At 64.4% G+C, this 12,787-nt stretch carries 18 protein-coding genes and 1 pseudogene; 5 read left to right on the forward strand and 14 right to left on the reverse strand.

Features of this window, described 5'->3' with window-relative positions; all coding sequences use genetic code 11:
- Window positions 1-30: 30 nt before the first annotated feature.
- The 7 genes and pseudogenes from ureG to ureC form a co-directional block, all read right to left on the reverse strand.
- Complete coding sequence (gene ureG, locus DH08_RS05455; RefSeq protein ID WP_192178258.1) at window positions 31-672, reverse strand: urease accessory protein UreG; 642 nt, start codon at window positions 670-672, stop codon at window positions 31-33.
- Window positions 669-1,109 carry a DUF3995 domain-containing protein gene (locus tag DH08_RS05460; RefSeq protein ID WP_192178259.1) on the reverse strand — a complete coding sequence of 147 codons (441 nt, stop codon included), beginning with the start codon at window positions 1,107-1,109 and terminating at the stop codon, window positions 669-671. The genes ureG and DH08_RS05460 overlap by 4 nt, the downstream gene beginning before the upstream one ends.
- Window positions 1,106-1,795 (reverse strand): urease accessory protein UreF, encoded by a 690-nt coding sequence (locus DH08_RS05465; protein ID WP_192178260.1) that lies wholly within the window; start codon window positions 1,793-1,795, stop codon window positions 1,106-1,108. The genes DH08_RS05460 and DH08_RS05465 overlap by 4 nt, the downstream gene beginning before the upstream one ends.
- A complete protein-coding gene (ureE, locus tag DH08_RS05470) occupies window positions 1,770-2,357 on the reverse strand; it encodes an urease accessory protein UreE (protein ID WP_192178261.1) in 588 nt (195 codons plus the stop codon). Before ureE ends, DH08_RS05465 begins: the two co-directional genes overlap by 26 nt.
- Window positions 2,354-2,959: a glutathione S-transferase family protein gene (locus tag DH08_RS05475; protein WP_192178262.1), complete on the reverse strand. Its 606-nt coding sequence runs from the start codon at window positions 2,957-2,959 to the stop codon at window positions 2,354-2,356. Before DH08_RS05475 ends, ureE begins: the two co-directional genes overlap by 4 nt.
- Window positions 2,960-3,104: 145 nt before the next feature.
- Window positions 3,105-3,698, reverse strand: a pseudogene (locus tag DH08_RS05480) (hypothetical protein).
- A gap of 93 nt (window positions 3,699-3,791) precedes the next feature.
- Complete coding sequence (ureC, locus tag DH08_RS05485) at window positions 3,792-5,504, reverse strand: urease subunit alpha (protein WP_428338284.1); 1,713 nt, start codon at window positions 5,502-5,504, stop codon at window positions 3,792-3,794.
- 164 nt (window positions 5,505-5,668) lie between these two features.
- Between ureC and DH08_RS05490 the strand changes: the two genes are divergently transcribed.
- Together DH08_RS05490 and DH08_RS05495 are read left to right on the forward strand one after the other, a co-directional pair.
- Entirely contained in the window at window positions 5,669-6,049 is a 381-nt protein-coding gene (locus DH08_RS05490; RefSeq protein ID WP_006200755.1) for a hypothetical protein, read from the forward strand.
- Window positions 6,050-6,196: 147 nt separating this feature from the next.
- Window positions 6,197-6,685 (forward strand): hypothetical protein, encoded by a 489-nt coding sequence (locus DH08_RS05495; protein ID WP_192178263.1) that lies wholly within the window; start codon window positions 6,197-6,199, stop codon window positions 6,683-6,685.
- A gap of 83 nt (window positions 6,686-6,768) precedes the next feature.
- On the opposite strand, the gene DH08_RS05500 is transcribed toward DH08_RS05495, so the two are convergent.
- The 5 genes from DH08_RS05500 to DH08_RS05520 are packed head-to-tail and all read right to left on the reverse strand — an operon-like array spanning window position 6,769 to window position 9,151.
- Entirely contained in the window at window positions 6,769-7,074 is a 306-nt protein-coding gene (locus DH08_RS05500) for an urease subunit beta (RefSeq protein ID WP_192178264.1), read from the reverse strand.
- 8 nt (window positions 7,075-7,082) lie between these two features.
- Entirely contained in the window at window positions 7,083-7,676 is a 594-nt protein-coding gene (locus tag DH08_RS05505; RefSeq protein WP_192178265.1) for a HupE/UreJ family protein, read from the reverse strand.
- A 35-nt stretch (window positions 7,677-7,711) separates the two neighbouring features.
- Window positions 7,712-7,966 (reverse strand): DUF1272 domain-containing protein, encoded by a 255-nt coding sequence (locus DH08_RS05510; protein ID WP_192178266.1) that lies wholly within the window; start codon window positions 7,964-7,966, stop codon window positions 7,712-7,714.
- Between the two features lie 10 nt (window positions 7,967-7,976).
- Window positions 7,977-8,279, reverse strand: a complete 303-nt coding sequence (locus tag DH08_RS05515) for an urease subunit gamma (RefSeq protein ID WP_006200750.1) — start codon at window positions 8,277-8,279, stop codon at window positions 7,977-7,979.
- A gap of 35 nt (window positions 8,280-8,314) precedes the next feature.
- Window positions 8,315-9,151 (reverse strand): urease accessory protein UreD, encoded by an 837-nt coding sequence (locus DH08_RS05520; protein WP_192178267.1) that lies wholly within the window; start codon window positions 9,149-9,151, stop codon window positions 8,315-8,317.
- A 209-nt stretch (window positions 9,152-9,360) separates the two neighbouring features.
- Between DH08_RS05520 and DH08_RS05525 the strand changes: the two genes are divergently transcribed.
- From DH08_RS05525 to DH08_RS05535, 3 genes are all read left to right on the forward strand, one after another.
- A complete protein-coding gene (locus tag DH08_RS05525; RefSeq protein ID WP_192178268.1) occupies window positions 9,361-9,615 on the forward strand; it encodes an acyl carrier protein in 255 nt (84 codons plus the stop codon).
- A 4-nt stretch (window positions 9,616-9,619) separates the two neighbouring features.
- Complete coding sequence (locus DH08_RS05530; RefSeq protein WP_192178269.1) at window positions 9,620-10,828, forward strand: beta-ketoacyl-[acyl-carrier-protein] synthase family protein; 1,209 nt, start codon at window positions 9,620-9,622, stop codon at window positions 10,826-10,828.
- A 111-nt stretch (window positions 10,829-10,939) separates the two neighbouring features.
- Window positions 10,940-11,644, forward strand: coding sequence for a glutathione S-transferase family protein (locus tag DH08_RS05535; protein WP_192178270.1), 705 nt, complete (start codon window positions 10,940-10,942; stop codon window positions 11,642-11,644).
- A 38-nt stretch (window positions 11,645-11,682) separates the two neighbouring features.
- Here the strand turns inward: DH08_RS05535 and DH08_RS05540 are convergent, their stop codons facing one another.
- The gene (locus DH08_RS05540; protein WP_192178271.1) at window positions 11,683-12,006 is read right to left on the reverse strand and encodes a hypothetical protein; all 324 of its coding nucleotides are present in this window, start codon (window positions 12,004-12,006) and stop codon (window positions 11,683-11,685) included.
- Between the two features lie 77 nt (window positions 12,007-12,083).
- Entirely contained in the window at window positions 12,084-12,710 is a 627-nt protein-coding gene (locus tag DH08_RS05545) for a nucleoside triphosphate hydrolase (RefSeq protein WP_192178272.1), read from the reverse strand.
- Window positions 12,711-12,787 lie beyond the last annotated feature (77 nt).

Consider the following 12,787-nt stretch of genomic DNA (forward strand, 5'->3'; position numbering starts at 1 on the left):
GTGCAGATCCGGTAGGATGAGGCTGCCGCCCTACGCGGCCGTGCTTCTGGCGGCACCGACGCTGAGCCCGCCATGCTCGACGATGAAATCGATCACCTCCTGCAGGCCCTTGCCGCGCGACAGGTCGGTGAAGCCGAAGGGCCGCTTGCCGCGCATGCGGGCGGCGTCGCTTTCCATGACATCGAGGTTGACGTTCACATAGGGCGCGAGATCGCTCTTGTTGATGATAAGGAAATCGGAGCGGGTGATCGCCGGCCCACCCTTGCGCGGAATTTCCTCGCCCTGGCAGACGGAGATGACATAGAGCGTCAGGTCGGCGAGATCGGGCGAGAAGGTGGCGGCGAGGTTGTCGCCGCCGGACTCGATGAAAATGACGTCGAGATCCGGGAATTTTTTGTTCAGCTCGGCGATCGCCTGCAGATTGATCGAGGCATCCTCGCGGATGGCGGTGTGCGGGCAGCCACCGGTCTCGACGCCGACGATGCGGTCTTCGGGCAGCGCCTGCAGCCTGGCCAGCATCATGGCGTCTTCCCTGGTGTAGATGTCGTTGGTGACGACGGCGATGGAGAAGTCGTCGCGCAGCGCTTTGCAAAGCTTTTCGGTGAGTGTCGTCTTGCCGGAACCGACAGGACCGCCGATGCCGATGCGAAGGGGACCATTGGCCTGGGTCATGTCGAGAACTCCGTGATGGCAAGGACGGCGAAGCCGAGCCCGATCAGCAGGCACAGCGGCGAATAATACCGGACATCGAGCCGCGCGAAAGGCTGCTCGGGCGTGAGCCGGCGCCACCAGGGCGTGAAGCCGGCAATGCCACGCCCGAGGAACACCAGCGCAATCAGCATCGATGTGGCGGCAAGGCCTTGCTTGGGAAAGGGCGAGGCAAAGACGCCTTCTAGCGCCATCGGCCACAGCGTCGCCAGGCCAAGGCAGGCGGCAACGGCAAAGCTGGCAAAGGGCGAGGGCATCTCACTGACGCCGCGAAAGCCGACGACAGCGTGGGCGCAGGACGCAGCGTCCCTGCCCGGCCAGACACCGCCTATGCCCCAATAGACGTGCAGAGCGGTGATGACGAGTAGGACGAGCGATAGCGTAAAGGCGAAGAGGATCATGAGCGAAACAGCCGCGAATATTGGGTTTCGTGTTTCATCGCCATGACGTCGGAGACGAAGGCGCAGCCGCCGAGATCGTCAAGAGTCGAGCCGGCGGCACGGGCCGCGGTCGCCAGCGCCAGCGGCTCGAAGCCGGCGAGCAGCGCGGTGGCGTCGTTCTGGCCGACGACGCCGAGCCTAATCGCGGCCTGGACAAGATTGGAGAAGAAGGCCTGCAGGAACGCAGAGAGTGCATCCTGCAAGGCGATGCCATTGCCGCCAGCGACGGCGCCGACGGCGACGCAATAGGCGCAGTCTTCCGACAGACGCTGCAGCACCCGGCTTGGCCAAGCCGACGCCGCCTTCAAAAAGGCGGCGCCCTGCAGCATGGTCTCGGCATGTCGCTCGCGCGAGCCGGCCAGGGCCTCGGCGAGTGCGGCAATCTCATCCAGGTCGCCGGCTTCGCGGGCACGCCGCCAGGATTCGGCGAACAGCACGGCGTCGTTCCAGCCCGAGCCCATCTCGACCAGCGTCTCCAGCCAGGCAGCGAGGCTTTGCCTGTCGGTTATCAGGCCGTCATGCACGGCGCGTTCAAGGCCATGGCTGTAGGAAAAGCCGCCGACAGGAAAGGCCGGCGACAGCCATGCCATCAGCCGCAGCAAGGCGATGCCGGAAGGCTGGTCAGTCATGATGGTGGTGGTCGTCATCATGCGAATGGGAATGGCTGTGCGAATGGGAATGCGATTCAGAATGGCTGTGCGCATGCGCCTCGGCATGGGCATGACCGTGATCATGACCGCCATCGCCGGAATAGGCGCCGCGTACAGGTTTGAATGGCTCGGAGACGTCGCTCACCGTGGCGCCGAGCCCCTCCAGCATCGCCTTGATGACATGGTCGCGCAGGATGAGGATGCGGTCGGTCTCGATCGCCGCGGCAAGGTGGCGATTGCCGATATGCCAAGCGAGTTCGGCCAGATGCACGGCACTGCGAGCGCGAATGTCATAGACCTCTTCATGCGCGGCGACGATCTCGACATGGCGGCCATCCTCCAGCACCAGCCGGTCGCCATCATTCAAGGCGACCGCCTCCGGCAGATCGACCAGCACCTTCTCGCCGCCTGACGTCTCGATGGCGCGACGGCGCAGATGCCGCTCGTCGTGAGCAAGCACAGCCTTCGCGTAAGGCACGGTCGGCCCCGCCTCTGCGCCTGCCAGCACGGAGACGGCACGCGGAAACTTGGTGAAGTCGGTGCGGATGTCGAGCTTCATCTGGAAGATCCTCCATTGGCCTGCGCGCGGGCGCGGGCCGGGCGGGCCAGCACGCGGTCGAGATAGGCATTGACGCTGTCGGACTCTATCGGGAACCGGCCGGCGCGGGCCCAGCCGCCCATATCGCCGAGCAGCACGTCGATGGCGGAAAACCGGTCGCCGAGGGCAAAGGACTTGTCGCCAAGCCGGCGGTCCAGCGCCTTGACCTCCGTGGCGAAGTCATGCGCCGCGGCGGGGCCGACATCGACACGGACCTCCTTCGGCAGCAGGAAGCGGTGGCGCACCTTGTTCCACAGCGGCGCTTCGAATTCCGACTGGGCAAAATGCATCCAGGAATCCATCTCGGCGCGGCCTGCGAGACCGGGATTGGCGCCCATGCCCTTATCGGCATGCTTATCGCCGAGATAGATGCAGATCGCCGCCGAATCCGTCACCTTCAGCTCTTCGTCGATCAGGATCGGTACCTTGCCGGACGGGTTGAGCGCATAGGCTTCCGGCGAGCGCAATTTGACCTCGACGAATTCATAGGGCTGCCCGAGTTCCTCGAGCATCCAGAGAACACGGCTGACCCGGGACCCGCGCGATCCGACGGCCTTGTACATTGTTGAAACCTGCCTTTTGCGAGAAGCATAGAGCCTGTTCCATCCCGATGGTATCGGGATGGGCTCTAGCTTTTTGTTTGAGCATGATCTTTTCCGAAAACCGGTTCCCACTTTTCGGGATCATGTTCTAGACCATCCGCTGCCGTCATACGATCGTGTCGAAGAGCCGCAGGATGAACGATACCTGATAGATCAGCGTGCCGGCGACGAAGACGATGTGAAAGCGGCGATCGCGGACCAGGATGGCTGCGATGCACAGCGCAACGAAAACCGGGGTGCGGATGAGATATTCATTGCCGTAGTGGGCGAAATGCTCCGGCCCTTTCAGCAGCGTGTCGACGACGTCGAGCAGATGGTCATCGCCAGCAGGCCGAAGAACCAGGCGCGGCGCGAATAGAAGAAATCCTCGTAGCCGGTGTAGTCGAGCATGGAGTCCGGGAACAGCAGCGCGCAGAGCAGGAACAGCGTGACGGCATAGAAGATGAGGAACAGGTACGTGCCGAAGGTCCAGGTCTCAATGGCGTAGAGGCCGAATTCCCACCACCAGAAATGCACCAGCAGCAACAAGCATCGAGCCGACCCAGGCCAGATGCACGGGATAGAGCTTGTACTGGCCGGGATGCTGAACGATGCGGGCGAGCCCCGACAGCAGCCGCGTCACGCCGAGACCGATCACCATGCCCATGACGATGCGGATATGCGGGAAGACGTCGTGGGGAGAGGCTATTTCGGTGGCCATGCCTGATCACTATTCGGCTTCTGCTCGACGGCATATTGCGGCGTACGGATTTCAGCCGCAACGCATTTTGCCCGGGCAATCGAACTGCCCGCGTCAAAACAGAAAATACCTCTGCGCCATCGGCAGCACGGTCGCAGGTTCGCAGGTCAGCAGCTCACCGTCGGCGCGCACCTCGTAAGTTTCGGGGTCGACCTCGACATGCGGGGTGGCGTCGTTGAGCACCATCGAATGCTTGCCGATGCCGCCGCGGGTGTTTTCGACCGCGACCATGGCCTTGTCGACGCCGAGCCGGCCTTGCAGGCCTGACTCGAAAGCTGCCTTGGAAACGAAGGTCACCGAGGAGTTGGTCAGCGCCTTGCCATAGGCGCCGAACATCGGCCGGTAGTGCATCGGCTGCGGCGTCGGGATCGAGGCGTTGGGATCGCCCATCGGAGCCGCGGCAATCGAGCCGCCGACCAGCACCATCTCCGGCTTGACGCCGAAGAAGGCCGGGTTCCACAGCACGAGGTCGGCGCGTTTTCCCACCGCCACCGAGCCGATCTCCTTCGACAGGCCATGCGCGATGGCCGGGTTGATGGTGTATTTGGCGATGTAGCGGCGGACGCGGAAATTGTCATTGTCGCCGGTTTCCTGCGGCAGCGAGCCACGCTGGCGCTTCATCTTGTCGGCGGTCTGCCAGCAGCGGATCGCGACTTCGCCGACGCGGCCCATGGCCTGGCTGTCCGAGGAGATGATCGAGAAGGCGCCGATGTCGTGCAGTATGTCTTCGGCCGCGATCGTTTCCTTGCGGATGCGGCTTTCGGCGAAGGCGATGTCTTCGGGGATCGATGGCGACAGGTGATGGCAGACCATCAGCATGTCGAGATGCTCGGCCAGCGTGTTGACAGTGTAGGGCCTGGTCGGATTGGTCGAGGACGGGATGACATTGGGCAGGCCGCAGACCTTGATGATATCGGGCGCGTGGCCGCCGCCGGCGCCTTCGGTGTGGAAGGCATGGATGGTGCGGCCCTTGATCGCCGCGACGGTATTCTCGACGAAGCCGGACTCGTTCAGCGTGTCGGTGTGGATCATCACCTGCACGTCATGGTCGTCGGCGACCGACAGGCAGCAGTCGATGGCCGCAGGCGTCGTGCCCCAGTCCTCGTGCAGCTTCAGCGAGCAGGCGCCGGCGAGCACCATTTCTTCAAGGGCGGCCGGCAGCGAGGCATTGCCCTTACCCGACAGGCCGATGTTCATCGGGAAAGCATCGAAGGACTGGATCATGCGCGCCATGTGCCACGGCCCCGGCGTGCAGGTGGTGGCCAGAGTGCCGTGCGCCGGACCGGTGCCGCCGCCGAGCATGGTGGTGATGCCGCTCATCAGCGCTTCCTCGATCTGCTGCGGGCAGATGAAGTGGATATGCGCGTCGAAACCCCCGGCGGTCAGTATCTTGCCCTCGCCGGCGATGATCTCGGTGCCGGGGCCGATGATGATGGTGACGCCGTCTTGAGTGTCCGGATTGCCGGCCTTGCCAATGGCGGCGATGCGGCCGTCCTTGAGACCGATATCGGCCTTGAAGATGCCGGCCGACGCATCGATCACCAACGCGTTGGTGATGACCGTGTCGACCGCGCCCTGTGCCCGCGAAACCTGGCTCTGGCCCATGCCGTCGCGGATAACCTTGCCGCCGCCGAATTTCACTTCCTCGCCGTGAACGGTGAGGTCCTTTTCCACCTCGATGAACAATTCGGTGTCGGCCAGCCGCACCTTGTCGCCGACCGTCGGGCCGTACATCTGCGCATAGGCGGCGCGGGTAATTCTAGCCATCAGCAACTGCTCCCGAAATGCGGCCGCGAAGCCGTGCTCCACATTGCCGCCATCCTATGGTCACGCAATGACCTGCTACGCGACACCTTGTGTTCCCATTTGGCGGTTGAGGTGAACGAGTCACCCCAAAACGACCGTTTGCCAAATCGATGGAAGGAAGATCCATGCGCAAAACGATACTTATCGCAGCCGCCGCCACCCTGGCCTTGGCGAGTGCAGCCAGCGCTCAGCAACAGCCCGCGCAGCAACAGCCCAGCCAGCCGCCGGCAGCCCCCGCCGCGCCCGGCGCGCAGCCGGCCGTGCCGACGATCCAGAGCGTGAACATCGTCGACATCACGGAACTGCCCAAGGACACCCAGACGCAGGTCAACCAGGTGATCGCCCAGCGCGGCGAGGGCGGCCTGCAGAAGCTGCGCAGCTCGATCGACGCGACGCCCAAGGTCAAGTCGGCGCTCGAAGCCAAGGGGCTGACCTCGGCGCAGGTGATCGCCGCCAGCATGAACACCGACGGCGCACTGACGCTGATCACAAAGAAGGCGAGCTGATCCGGGAAAGCGAGCTGACGCGTGGCTGCGGCGGGCCGACACCCGGCCCGCCCGCCACATCAGCAAGGGAACCTTCGCCGGGCGGGATTCGTTTCTATCTTTTCGCGCTGAACCGCGTCCCGAAAAGAGTTCCGTCTGGAGCGAGCGATGGCGATTACCCTCACGACAAGATGGCTGCAAGCGATGGCCGCGCTGGCGCTCCTCGCCGCGGCCGGCTCCCCCACAGAGCTCAACGCGCAAGGGCTTGGAAGCACCGAGACCGTCGACCGCATCATCGGTTCGGAGGTCAAGCAGGAAGAGACCAGGACAAGCACTGAAGCCGGGAAGGTCAGCATCGCGATCGACCGGACGCGGCAAAACATCGGCACCGTGCGCAAGACGTCCAAGCTCGACAAGGTCGATATCGTGTTCCTCACCGATGCGGCGCGCAGCGAAGGCGGCCCGCCGCCGGCGATCGAGACCAAGATCAAACAGCATCAGGACGATATCGCGGAGCTGCGCAAGGAGATCGAAGCGAACGCGCTGCTGTTCAATGCCATCGATTCCAGGCGCGTGGCCGCCGAGGACGTTCTCGCCGTCGAGTTCGACGATCCGGGAAAAGTCGTCATCTATGCGGCGGCCAAGCCGTCGGGCTGAGCCGAAAGCGCTGCTTGTTTCCATGCATGTCGCTGCTCCAAAACCGCTCAGCACTTTTGGGCGACATGCATCGGCAATCGATCTCACAGCTTGCCCATCACCTTCTGCTGGAAGCCGTAGACCTCGCGCTTGCCGCCGAGCGGCACCAGCGTGACGTCGCGCTCCTGGCCGGGCTCGAAGCGCATCGCCGTTCCGGCGGCGATGTCGAGGCGCATGCCGCGCGCCCTGGCACGATCGAATTTCAACCCTTCATTGGTCTCGAAGAAGTGGTAGTGGCTGCCGACCTGGATCGGCCGGTCGCCGCTGTTGGCCACTTTCAGCGTCACGGTCGGCAGGCCCTTGTTCAGTTCGATCTCGCCGCTCGCGGTGATGACTTCGCCCGGGATCATCTGAGGCCTCACAGCACGCCGAAGACGAGGCCGACGCCAATCGCCGCGCAGGCGGCGCCGGCCGCACGGGCAAAGCCGCGGAAGCGCATACCAAGGCCCAGACCAGCCGCAATGCCCGTCGCATGGAGCAGCACGGTGGCCGCGGCAAAGCCGGCCATGTACTCCAGCCCGCCGGCATTTTCGGGCACCTCGGTGCCATGGGCGTGACCGTGGAACAGCGCGAACAGGCCGATAATGGCAACCCCTGCCGAGACAGGCAGATCGACCGCCAGCGCCACCAGCAGGCCCAAGGCCACGACGGAAGCGAGGATGCCCGGTTCGACGAAGGGCAGCGGCACGTGCAGCATGCCGAGCGCGCCGCCGACCAGCATGACGCCGACAAACGCCGCCGGCCAGGCCCAGATCGCCTTGCCACCCTTGAGCACCGCCCAGAGCCCGACGGCGATCATCACCGTCATGTGGTCGAGGCCCGACAGCGGATGCATGAGGCCGGCCGCAAAGGACGAGGTGGTGCCGACGCCGACATGAGCGTAGGCGGGCATGGCGGCGGCGAGCAGCAGGATCGCCGCGAGCGTGGTTCGTTTCATCGGAGCTGATATCATCGAAATGCCTTCTCTGCTGACAGGGTTCGTGCCGGTCACGCGGCCTTGCGGGGGCCGCAGCCCTCGGCCTTGAGCACGCGCTTGGTCGAAGCAGGATATTTCTCCAGCTTCGCTGCTGGGCGGATCGGCCGCGGCGAAAAATTGCCGCCGCAGTTCGGGCAGACACCGCCAAGCACGTTTTCCGCGCAATCGGCGCAGAAGGTGCATTCGAACGTGCAGATCAGCGCATCCATCGCCGCCGGCGGCAGGTCCTTGTCGCAACATTCGCAGTTTGGGCGCAGCTCGAGCATGTTTTTCTCCTCACCGTATCGGTTCGTGCACGGTCACCAGCTTGGTGCCGTCGGGAAACGTCGCCTCGACCTGGACGTCGTGGATCATCTCGGCGATGCCGTCCATCACCTGCGCGCGGGTGACGACATGGGCGCCGGCCTCCATCAATTCGGCGACCGCACGGCCGTCGCGAGCACCTTCGACGACGAAATCGGTGATCAGCGCAATCGCCTCCGGATGGTTGAGCTTGACGCCGCGTTCGAGCCGCTTGCGCGCCACGATCGCCGCCATGGCGATGAGCAGCTTGTCCTTTTCCCTCGGCGTCAGGTTCATGCGTTTTCCTAAGAGGTAGAATCAAAGTGGCAGAATCAGAGTGACCATAATTTGGGCAGGCCCGCCCGCCCGTTGAGCAATTCGACAAGCGGAACCAGCCGCTTGCGGAGCTGGTAGCCGTCCTCGGCAAACAGCCTCGCAAGAAGCTTGCCAGATTTTTTCACGCTCCAGGCACTGGCGTCGCCCTCACCGCCGATGATTGCGCGAACCGGGTCGAGAAACGCCTCGGCGCGCGGCGAGACCAACAGCACCGTCGTCATCGCGGCGGCGCCGCCGACGACGGCCGCACGGCCAAGGCTGGCGGCAATATCCGGTCCGATACGGAAATCCTCGGCGTGGACGAGCGCGCCGTCCTGGCGGACGCGCCAGCGGTCGTGAAAACCGCCATGCGTCGTGCGCTCGCCCATGGCCAGGCGGCCGAAGACGGTGGCCTCGAGCAGCAGCGCCTCGGCATCGGCGGCAAGCTCGACATCGAGCGTGCGGGCGAAGGCCGCCCGATCGAAGACGATGGTTTCCTGCGGCAGCCAGGCGATGCGGCCGCCGGCGCCGACGGTCAGCCTCACCCGCACTTCGGCGCGATCCGATGCCGCGCGATAGATTTTTTCGCAGGCCTGGGTGGTGATCGAGGCCGAGGCACCGGCGCCGACATCCACCTCCCAGTCGAGACGGTCGCCACCGGTCAGGCCGCCGGCGGTGTTGATCAGCACGGCTTCGAGCGGATCGGCCGAGACTGAAGGCATGCGGATCTTGGCCGAGCCGTCCTGATAGAGACGCCGAAGGCGCGTGCGACCATCGCTCCTGCCGCAGAAAAGCCTGGCTCGCCCCGCAACACGCTGGGCCGCGGGCGCCGAAGTCGAGATAGTTTCCATCATGTCCACACGACCAACGTTAAGCACTCCCGTGGCTTTGTCGATATATAGCTTGTTGCCTCACAACGTTTCGGTTTCTATAGAGAGAGCCACCTTGGAACGGTCACGCAGCGCCTGGCGGGGTATAGGGCGACGACGACGATGTGAATCCGGGGACAAAGGGGCGCTGATCAGTCGGCGTCGGGAAACGACAAAGTTGGGGAAGAAACCGAATGGCTGACCAGCTGGCAACGGACATCATCGAGAAGATCAAGGCTCATGCCGAGCCTGGCGGCGAAGAGATCACCGCCAATACCGAATTGACGTCGCTGGGCATCCATTCGCTGGAACTGACGGAGATCATCTTCGATCTCGAAGAACAGTATGGCATCGAGATCGAGATGAACACGGTCGATGCCTGGAGCAATTTGAAGAATGTCGGCGACATGGTCGAGGCTGTTCGCGCGCTGATCGCGAAAAAAGCCTGACCGAATGCTGAAGCGCGTCGTCATTACCGGCATCGGCGGGCTCTGCGGGCTCGGCACCAATGCACCGGCAATCTGGAGCGAGATGCGCGCCGGCCGCTCGGCGATCGGTCCGATCGACAATCCGCTGCTGCATGATTTGAAGGTCAAGATCGGCTGCGAAATCAAGGCGCTGCCCGAGCACGGCATCGACCGCAAGCAATTGGTGTCGATGGACCGGTTCAGCCTGCTGGCGGTGATTGCCGCGCGCGAAGCCATGCAGCACTCCGGATTGACCGCTCATGCGGACAACACCTACCGCATGGGCACCATCGTCGGCGTCGGGGTCTGCGGGTTCGAGGCGGTCGAGGAAAACTATCGCGCGATTTTGATCGAGAAGAAGAACCGCGCCGGCATCTTCACGGTGCCGAAAGTCATGCCGGGCGCAGCCTCCGGCCAGGTCAGCATGCATCTCGGCCTGCGCGGGCCGGTGTTTGGCGTCACCTCGGCCTGCTCGTCGGCCAACCACGCGATCGCCTCGGCGGTCGACCAGATCCGGCTCGGCCGCGCCGACGTCATGGTCGCCGGCGGCACCGACGCGCCGCTTGTGTGGGGCGTGCTGAAGGGCTGGGAGGCGCTGCGCGTTCTGTCGCCTGACACATGCCGACCGTTCTCGGCCGACCGCCAAGGCCTGATCCTCGGCGAAGGTGCCGGCATGGCGGTGCTGGAAAGCTACGACCACGCCGTGGCGCGCGGCGCCACCATCCTGGCCGAGATCGCCGGCACGGGCCTGTCCGCCGACGCATCCGACATCGTCGCGCCGACCATCGAAGGGCCGGAAGCGGCGATGCGCTTCTGCCTGGCGGACGCCGGGCTCAATCCGGAGGATATCGACTACCTCAACGCGCATGGCACCGGCACCAAAGCCAACGACCAGATCGAAACGGCGGCGATCAAGCGCGTTTTCGGCGAGCACGCGCATTCGCTCTCCATCTCCTCGACCAAGTCGATGCATGCGCACTGCCTTGGCGCCTCGGGCGGCTTGGAGATGATCGCCTGCGTCATGGCGATCCGCGAAGGCATCGTGCCGCCGACGGCGAATTTCCGCGAGCCGGACCCCGATTGCGATCTCGACGTGACGCCGAACGTGGCGCGCGAGCGCAAGGTGCGCGTCGCGGTCAGCAACGGCTTTGCCTTTGGCGGCACCAATGCGGTGCTGGCCTTCAAGGCGGTCTGAGGCCGTCGCACCATTTGGCCGGAACTTTGCCGGCCATATTGATCGGGGCCGGGCCTGCTTCTAATTCTTTGCGACCCGCCCCTTGCGCCGCTTCCGATTCCGGAGCCTTCCATGACCGACCTGTCCGCCTTTCCGATCACCAAGCGCTGGCCGGCCAAACATCCAGACCGCCTCCAGCTCTATTCCGCGACAACACCCAACGGCGTGAAAATCTCGATCGCGCTGGAGGAACTCGGCCTTCCCTACGAGGCGCACGCAGTCAACATCGGCAAGAACGAGAGCTGGACGCCGGAATTCCTGTCGCTGAACCCGAACGGCAAGATACCGGCGATGATCGACCCGAACGGTCCCGGCGGCCAGCCGATCGGCCTGTTCGAATCCGGCGCCATCCTGCTCTATCTCACCGACAAGACCGGCAAGCTGATCCCTGCCGACCCGATCCGGCGCTACGAGACGATCCAGTGGGTGTTCTTCCAGATGGCCTCGATCGGGCCGATCTTCGGACAGGTCGGCTTCTTCAACAAATTCGCCGGGCGAGAGATCGCCGACAAGCGGCCTCTGGAGCGCTACCGCGACGAATCGCGGCGGCTGATCGGCGTGCTGGAGACCAGGCTCAAGGGTCGGACATGGATCATGGACGACGACTACACCATCGCCGACATCTCGATGCTCGGCTGGGTGCGCAATCTGATCGGCTTTTATGAGGCGCGCGAACTGGTAGGCTTCGACGATTTCCCGATCGTCGCGGCATGGCTGGAGCGCGGCCTCGCGCGGCCCGCGGTGCAAAAAGGCCTAACCATTCCCGCAAGGGGCTGAGCGCGGCCGGCCGCAAGGACGGGAACCGCGACTGGGACCTATTTTGCCTTGGCTTTGGACCCGCCCCGGCCGACGACGGAGGCCGCGAGCGACGCTACGCCTCGCGCGGTGGCGACGACCGCTCCGGCCGCAACGCCGGCTGCCGTGCGAACGGCGCCCTTCGAGGTGCTTGCCGCCGGTTTCCTGGCCTTGGTGGCTTTCGGGGCGGCGCCGGGCACCACTTTCCTCGGCGCGGCCTTGCCGAAGGCAGGCTTGGCGTCCTTCGAACGCTCGGCGATTGCCGGGCCGGCACCCGCTTTTGCCTGCGTTGCCCTGGGTTGAACTGACTTGCCCTTGGCGGGTTTTTTGGTCCTGGTTGCCATCGGATTTTCCCTGATCCAGCTAAATGCCGTGTCGGGCATAACGACCGGAAAGTCTTAAGGTTCCCCGACCAACAATGCTAAAATCCGGCATGATCGCCGATGACAAGATCAGCGGGCCGCCGCCGCGCCAGCACGCGGTCGATGTTGGGCATGTCGTTGGACGCGATCCAGGCGCGGGCGTCTTCATCGGAGCGGCCATGCCCGTGCCAGCGCACCAGCAGGCGGCGTTCGAGCTCGTCGCGCGGCACGTCGACGAAGATGGTGAAATCGAACAGCGGCGCCAGCCGCGACCATGGCTCTTCGTCGAGCAGGAGATAGTTGCCCTCGACCAGGATGAACTTGGTGCCGGCACCGACGATTGCCGCGGCGGCGCGCGACAATTCCATGCTGCGGTCGAACACCGGGATGGCAATGTCGGGCTCGCCCGAGCGGATGCGCTTCAACAGCGTTTCGAAGCCGGCAAAGTCGAAGGTTTCCGGCGCGCCTTTTCTTGGCCGAAGGCCGCGCTGGTTGAGCACGATGTCGTCATAGTGGAAGCCGTCCATCGGCACGACTTCCGAGGATCCTTCCGGCAGCAGGTCATGCAAGGAGCCAGATAGCGTCGACTTGCCGGCGCCGGGAGGGCCGGCGATGGCGACGACGAAGCGGGGCGCCTTGCCGGCACGCTTGAAGATGGTGGCGGCGAGATGGGCGATTTCGGACATGAGGCATTCCTGGCTGGATGTTCCGCAGGGTGATCGGCGTATCTTGGCGGCAGTTGGTGGAAATTTCAAACGCGGCG

Source organism: Mesorhizobium amorphae, from assembly GCF_014843845.1.
Classification (GTDB): Bacteria; Pseudomonadota; Alphaproteobacteria; order Rhizobiales; family Rhizobiaceae; genus Mesorhizobium; species Mesorhizobium amorphae_A.

Excerpts from the sequence above, each read along its gene's own strand:
- ureG (WP_192178258.1), bottom strand. The coding sequence starts at position 672 with ATGACCCAGGCCAATGGTCCCCTTCGCATCGGCATCGGCGGTCCTGTC.
- DH08_RS05460 (WP_192178259.1), bottom strand. The coding sequence starts at position 1,109 with ATGATCCTCTTCGCCTTTACGCTATCGCTCGTCCTACTCGTCATCACC.
- DH08_RS05465 (WP_192178260.1), bottom strand. The coding sequence starts at position 1,795 with ATGACGACCACCACCATCATGACTGACCAGCCTTCCGGCATCGCCTTG.
- ureE (WP_192178261.1), bottom strand. The coding sequence starts at position 2,357 with ATGAAGCTCGACATCCGCACCGACTTCACCAAGTTTCCGCGTGCCGTC.
- DH08_RS05475 (WP_192178262.1), bottom strand. The coding sequence starts at position 2,959 with ATGTACAAGGCCGTCGGATCGCGCGGGTCCCGGGTCAGCCGTGTTCTC.
- ureC (WP_428338284.1), bottom strand. The coding sequence starts at position 5,504 with ATGGCTAGAATTACCCGCGCCGCCTATGCGCAGATGTACGGCCCGACG.
- DH08_RS05490 (WP_006200755.1), top strand. The coding sequence starts at position 5,669 with ATGCGCAAAACGATACTTATCGCAGCCGCCGCCACCCTGGCCTTGGCG.
- DH08_RS05495 (WP_192178263.1), top strand. The coding sequence starts at position 6,197 with ATGGCGATTACCCTCACGACAAGATGGCTGCAAGCGATGGCCGCGCTG.
- DH08_RS05500 (WP_192178264.1), bottom strand. The coding sequence starts at position 7,074 with ATGATCCCGGGCGAAGTCATCACCGCGAGCGGCGAGATCGAACTGAAC.
- DH08_RS05505 (WP_192178265.1), bottom strand. The coding sequence starts at position 7,676 with ATGATATCAGCTCCGATGAAACGAACCACGCTCGCGGCGATCCTGCTG.
- DH08_RS05510 (WP_192178266.1), bottom strand. The coding sequence starts at position 7,966 with ATGCTCGAGCTGCGCCCAAACTGCGAATGTTGCGACAAGGACCTGCCG.
- DH08_RS05515 (WP_006200750.1), bottom strand. The coding sequence starts at position 8,279 with ATGAACCTGACGCCGAGGGAAAAGGACAAGCTGCTCATCGCCATGGCG.
- DH08_RS05520 (WP_192178267.1), bottom strand. The coding sequence starts at position 9,151 with ATGATGGAAACTATCTCGACTTCGGCGCCCGCGGCCCAGCGTGTTGCG.
- DH08_RS05525 (WP_192178268.1), top strand. The coding sequence starts at position 9,361 with ATGGCTGACCAGCTGGCAACGGACATCATCGAGAAGATCAAGGCTCAT.
- DH08_RS05530 (WP_192178269.1), top strand. The coding sequence starts at position 9,620 with ATGCTGAAGCGCGTCGTCATTACCGGCATCGGCGGGCTCTGCGGGCTC.
- DH08_RS05535 (WP_192178270.1), top strand. The coding sequence starts at position 10,940 with ATGACCGACCTGTCCGCCTTTCCGATCACCAAGCGCTGGCCGGCCAAA.
- DH08_RS05540 (WP_192178271.1), bottom strand. The coding sequence starts at position 12,006 with ATGGCAACCAGGACCAAAAAACCCGCCAAGGGCAAGTCAGTTCAACCC.
- DH08_RS05545 (WP_192178272.1), bottom strand. The coding sequence starts at position 12,710 with ATGTCCGAAATCGCCCATCTCGCCGCCACCATCTTCAAGCGTGCCGGC.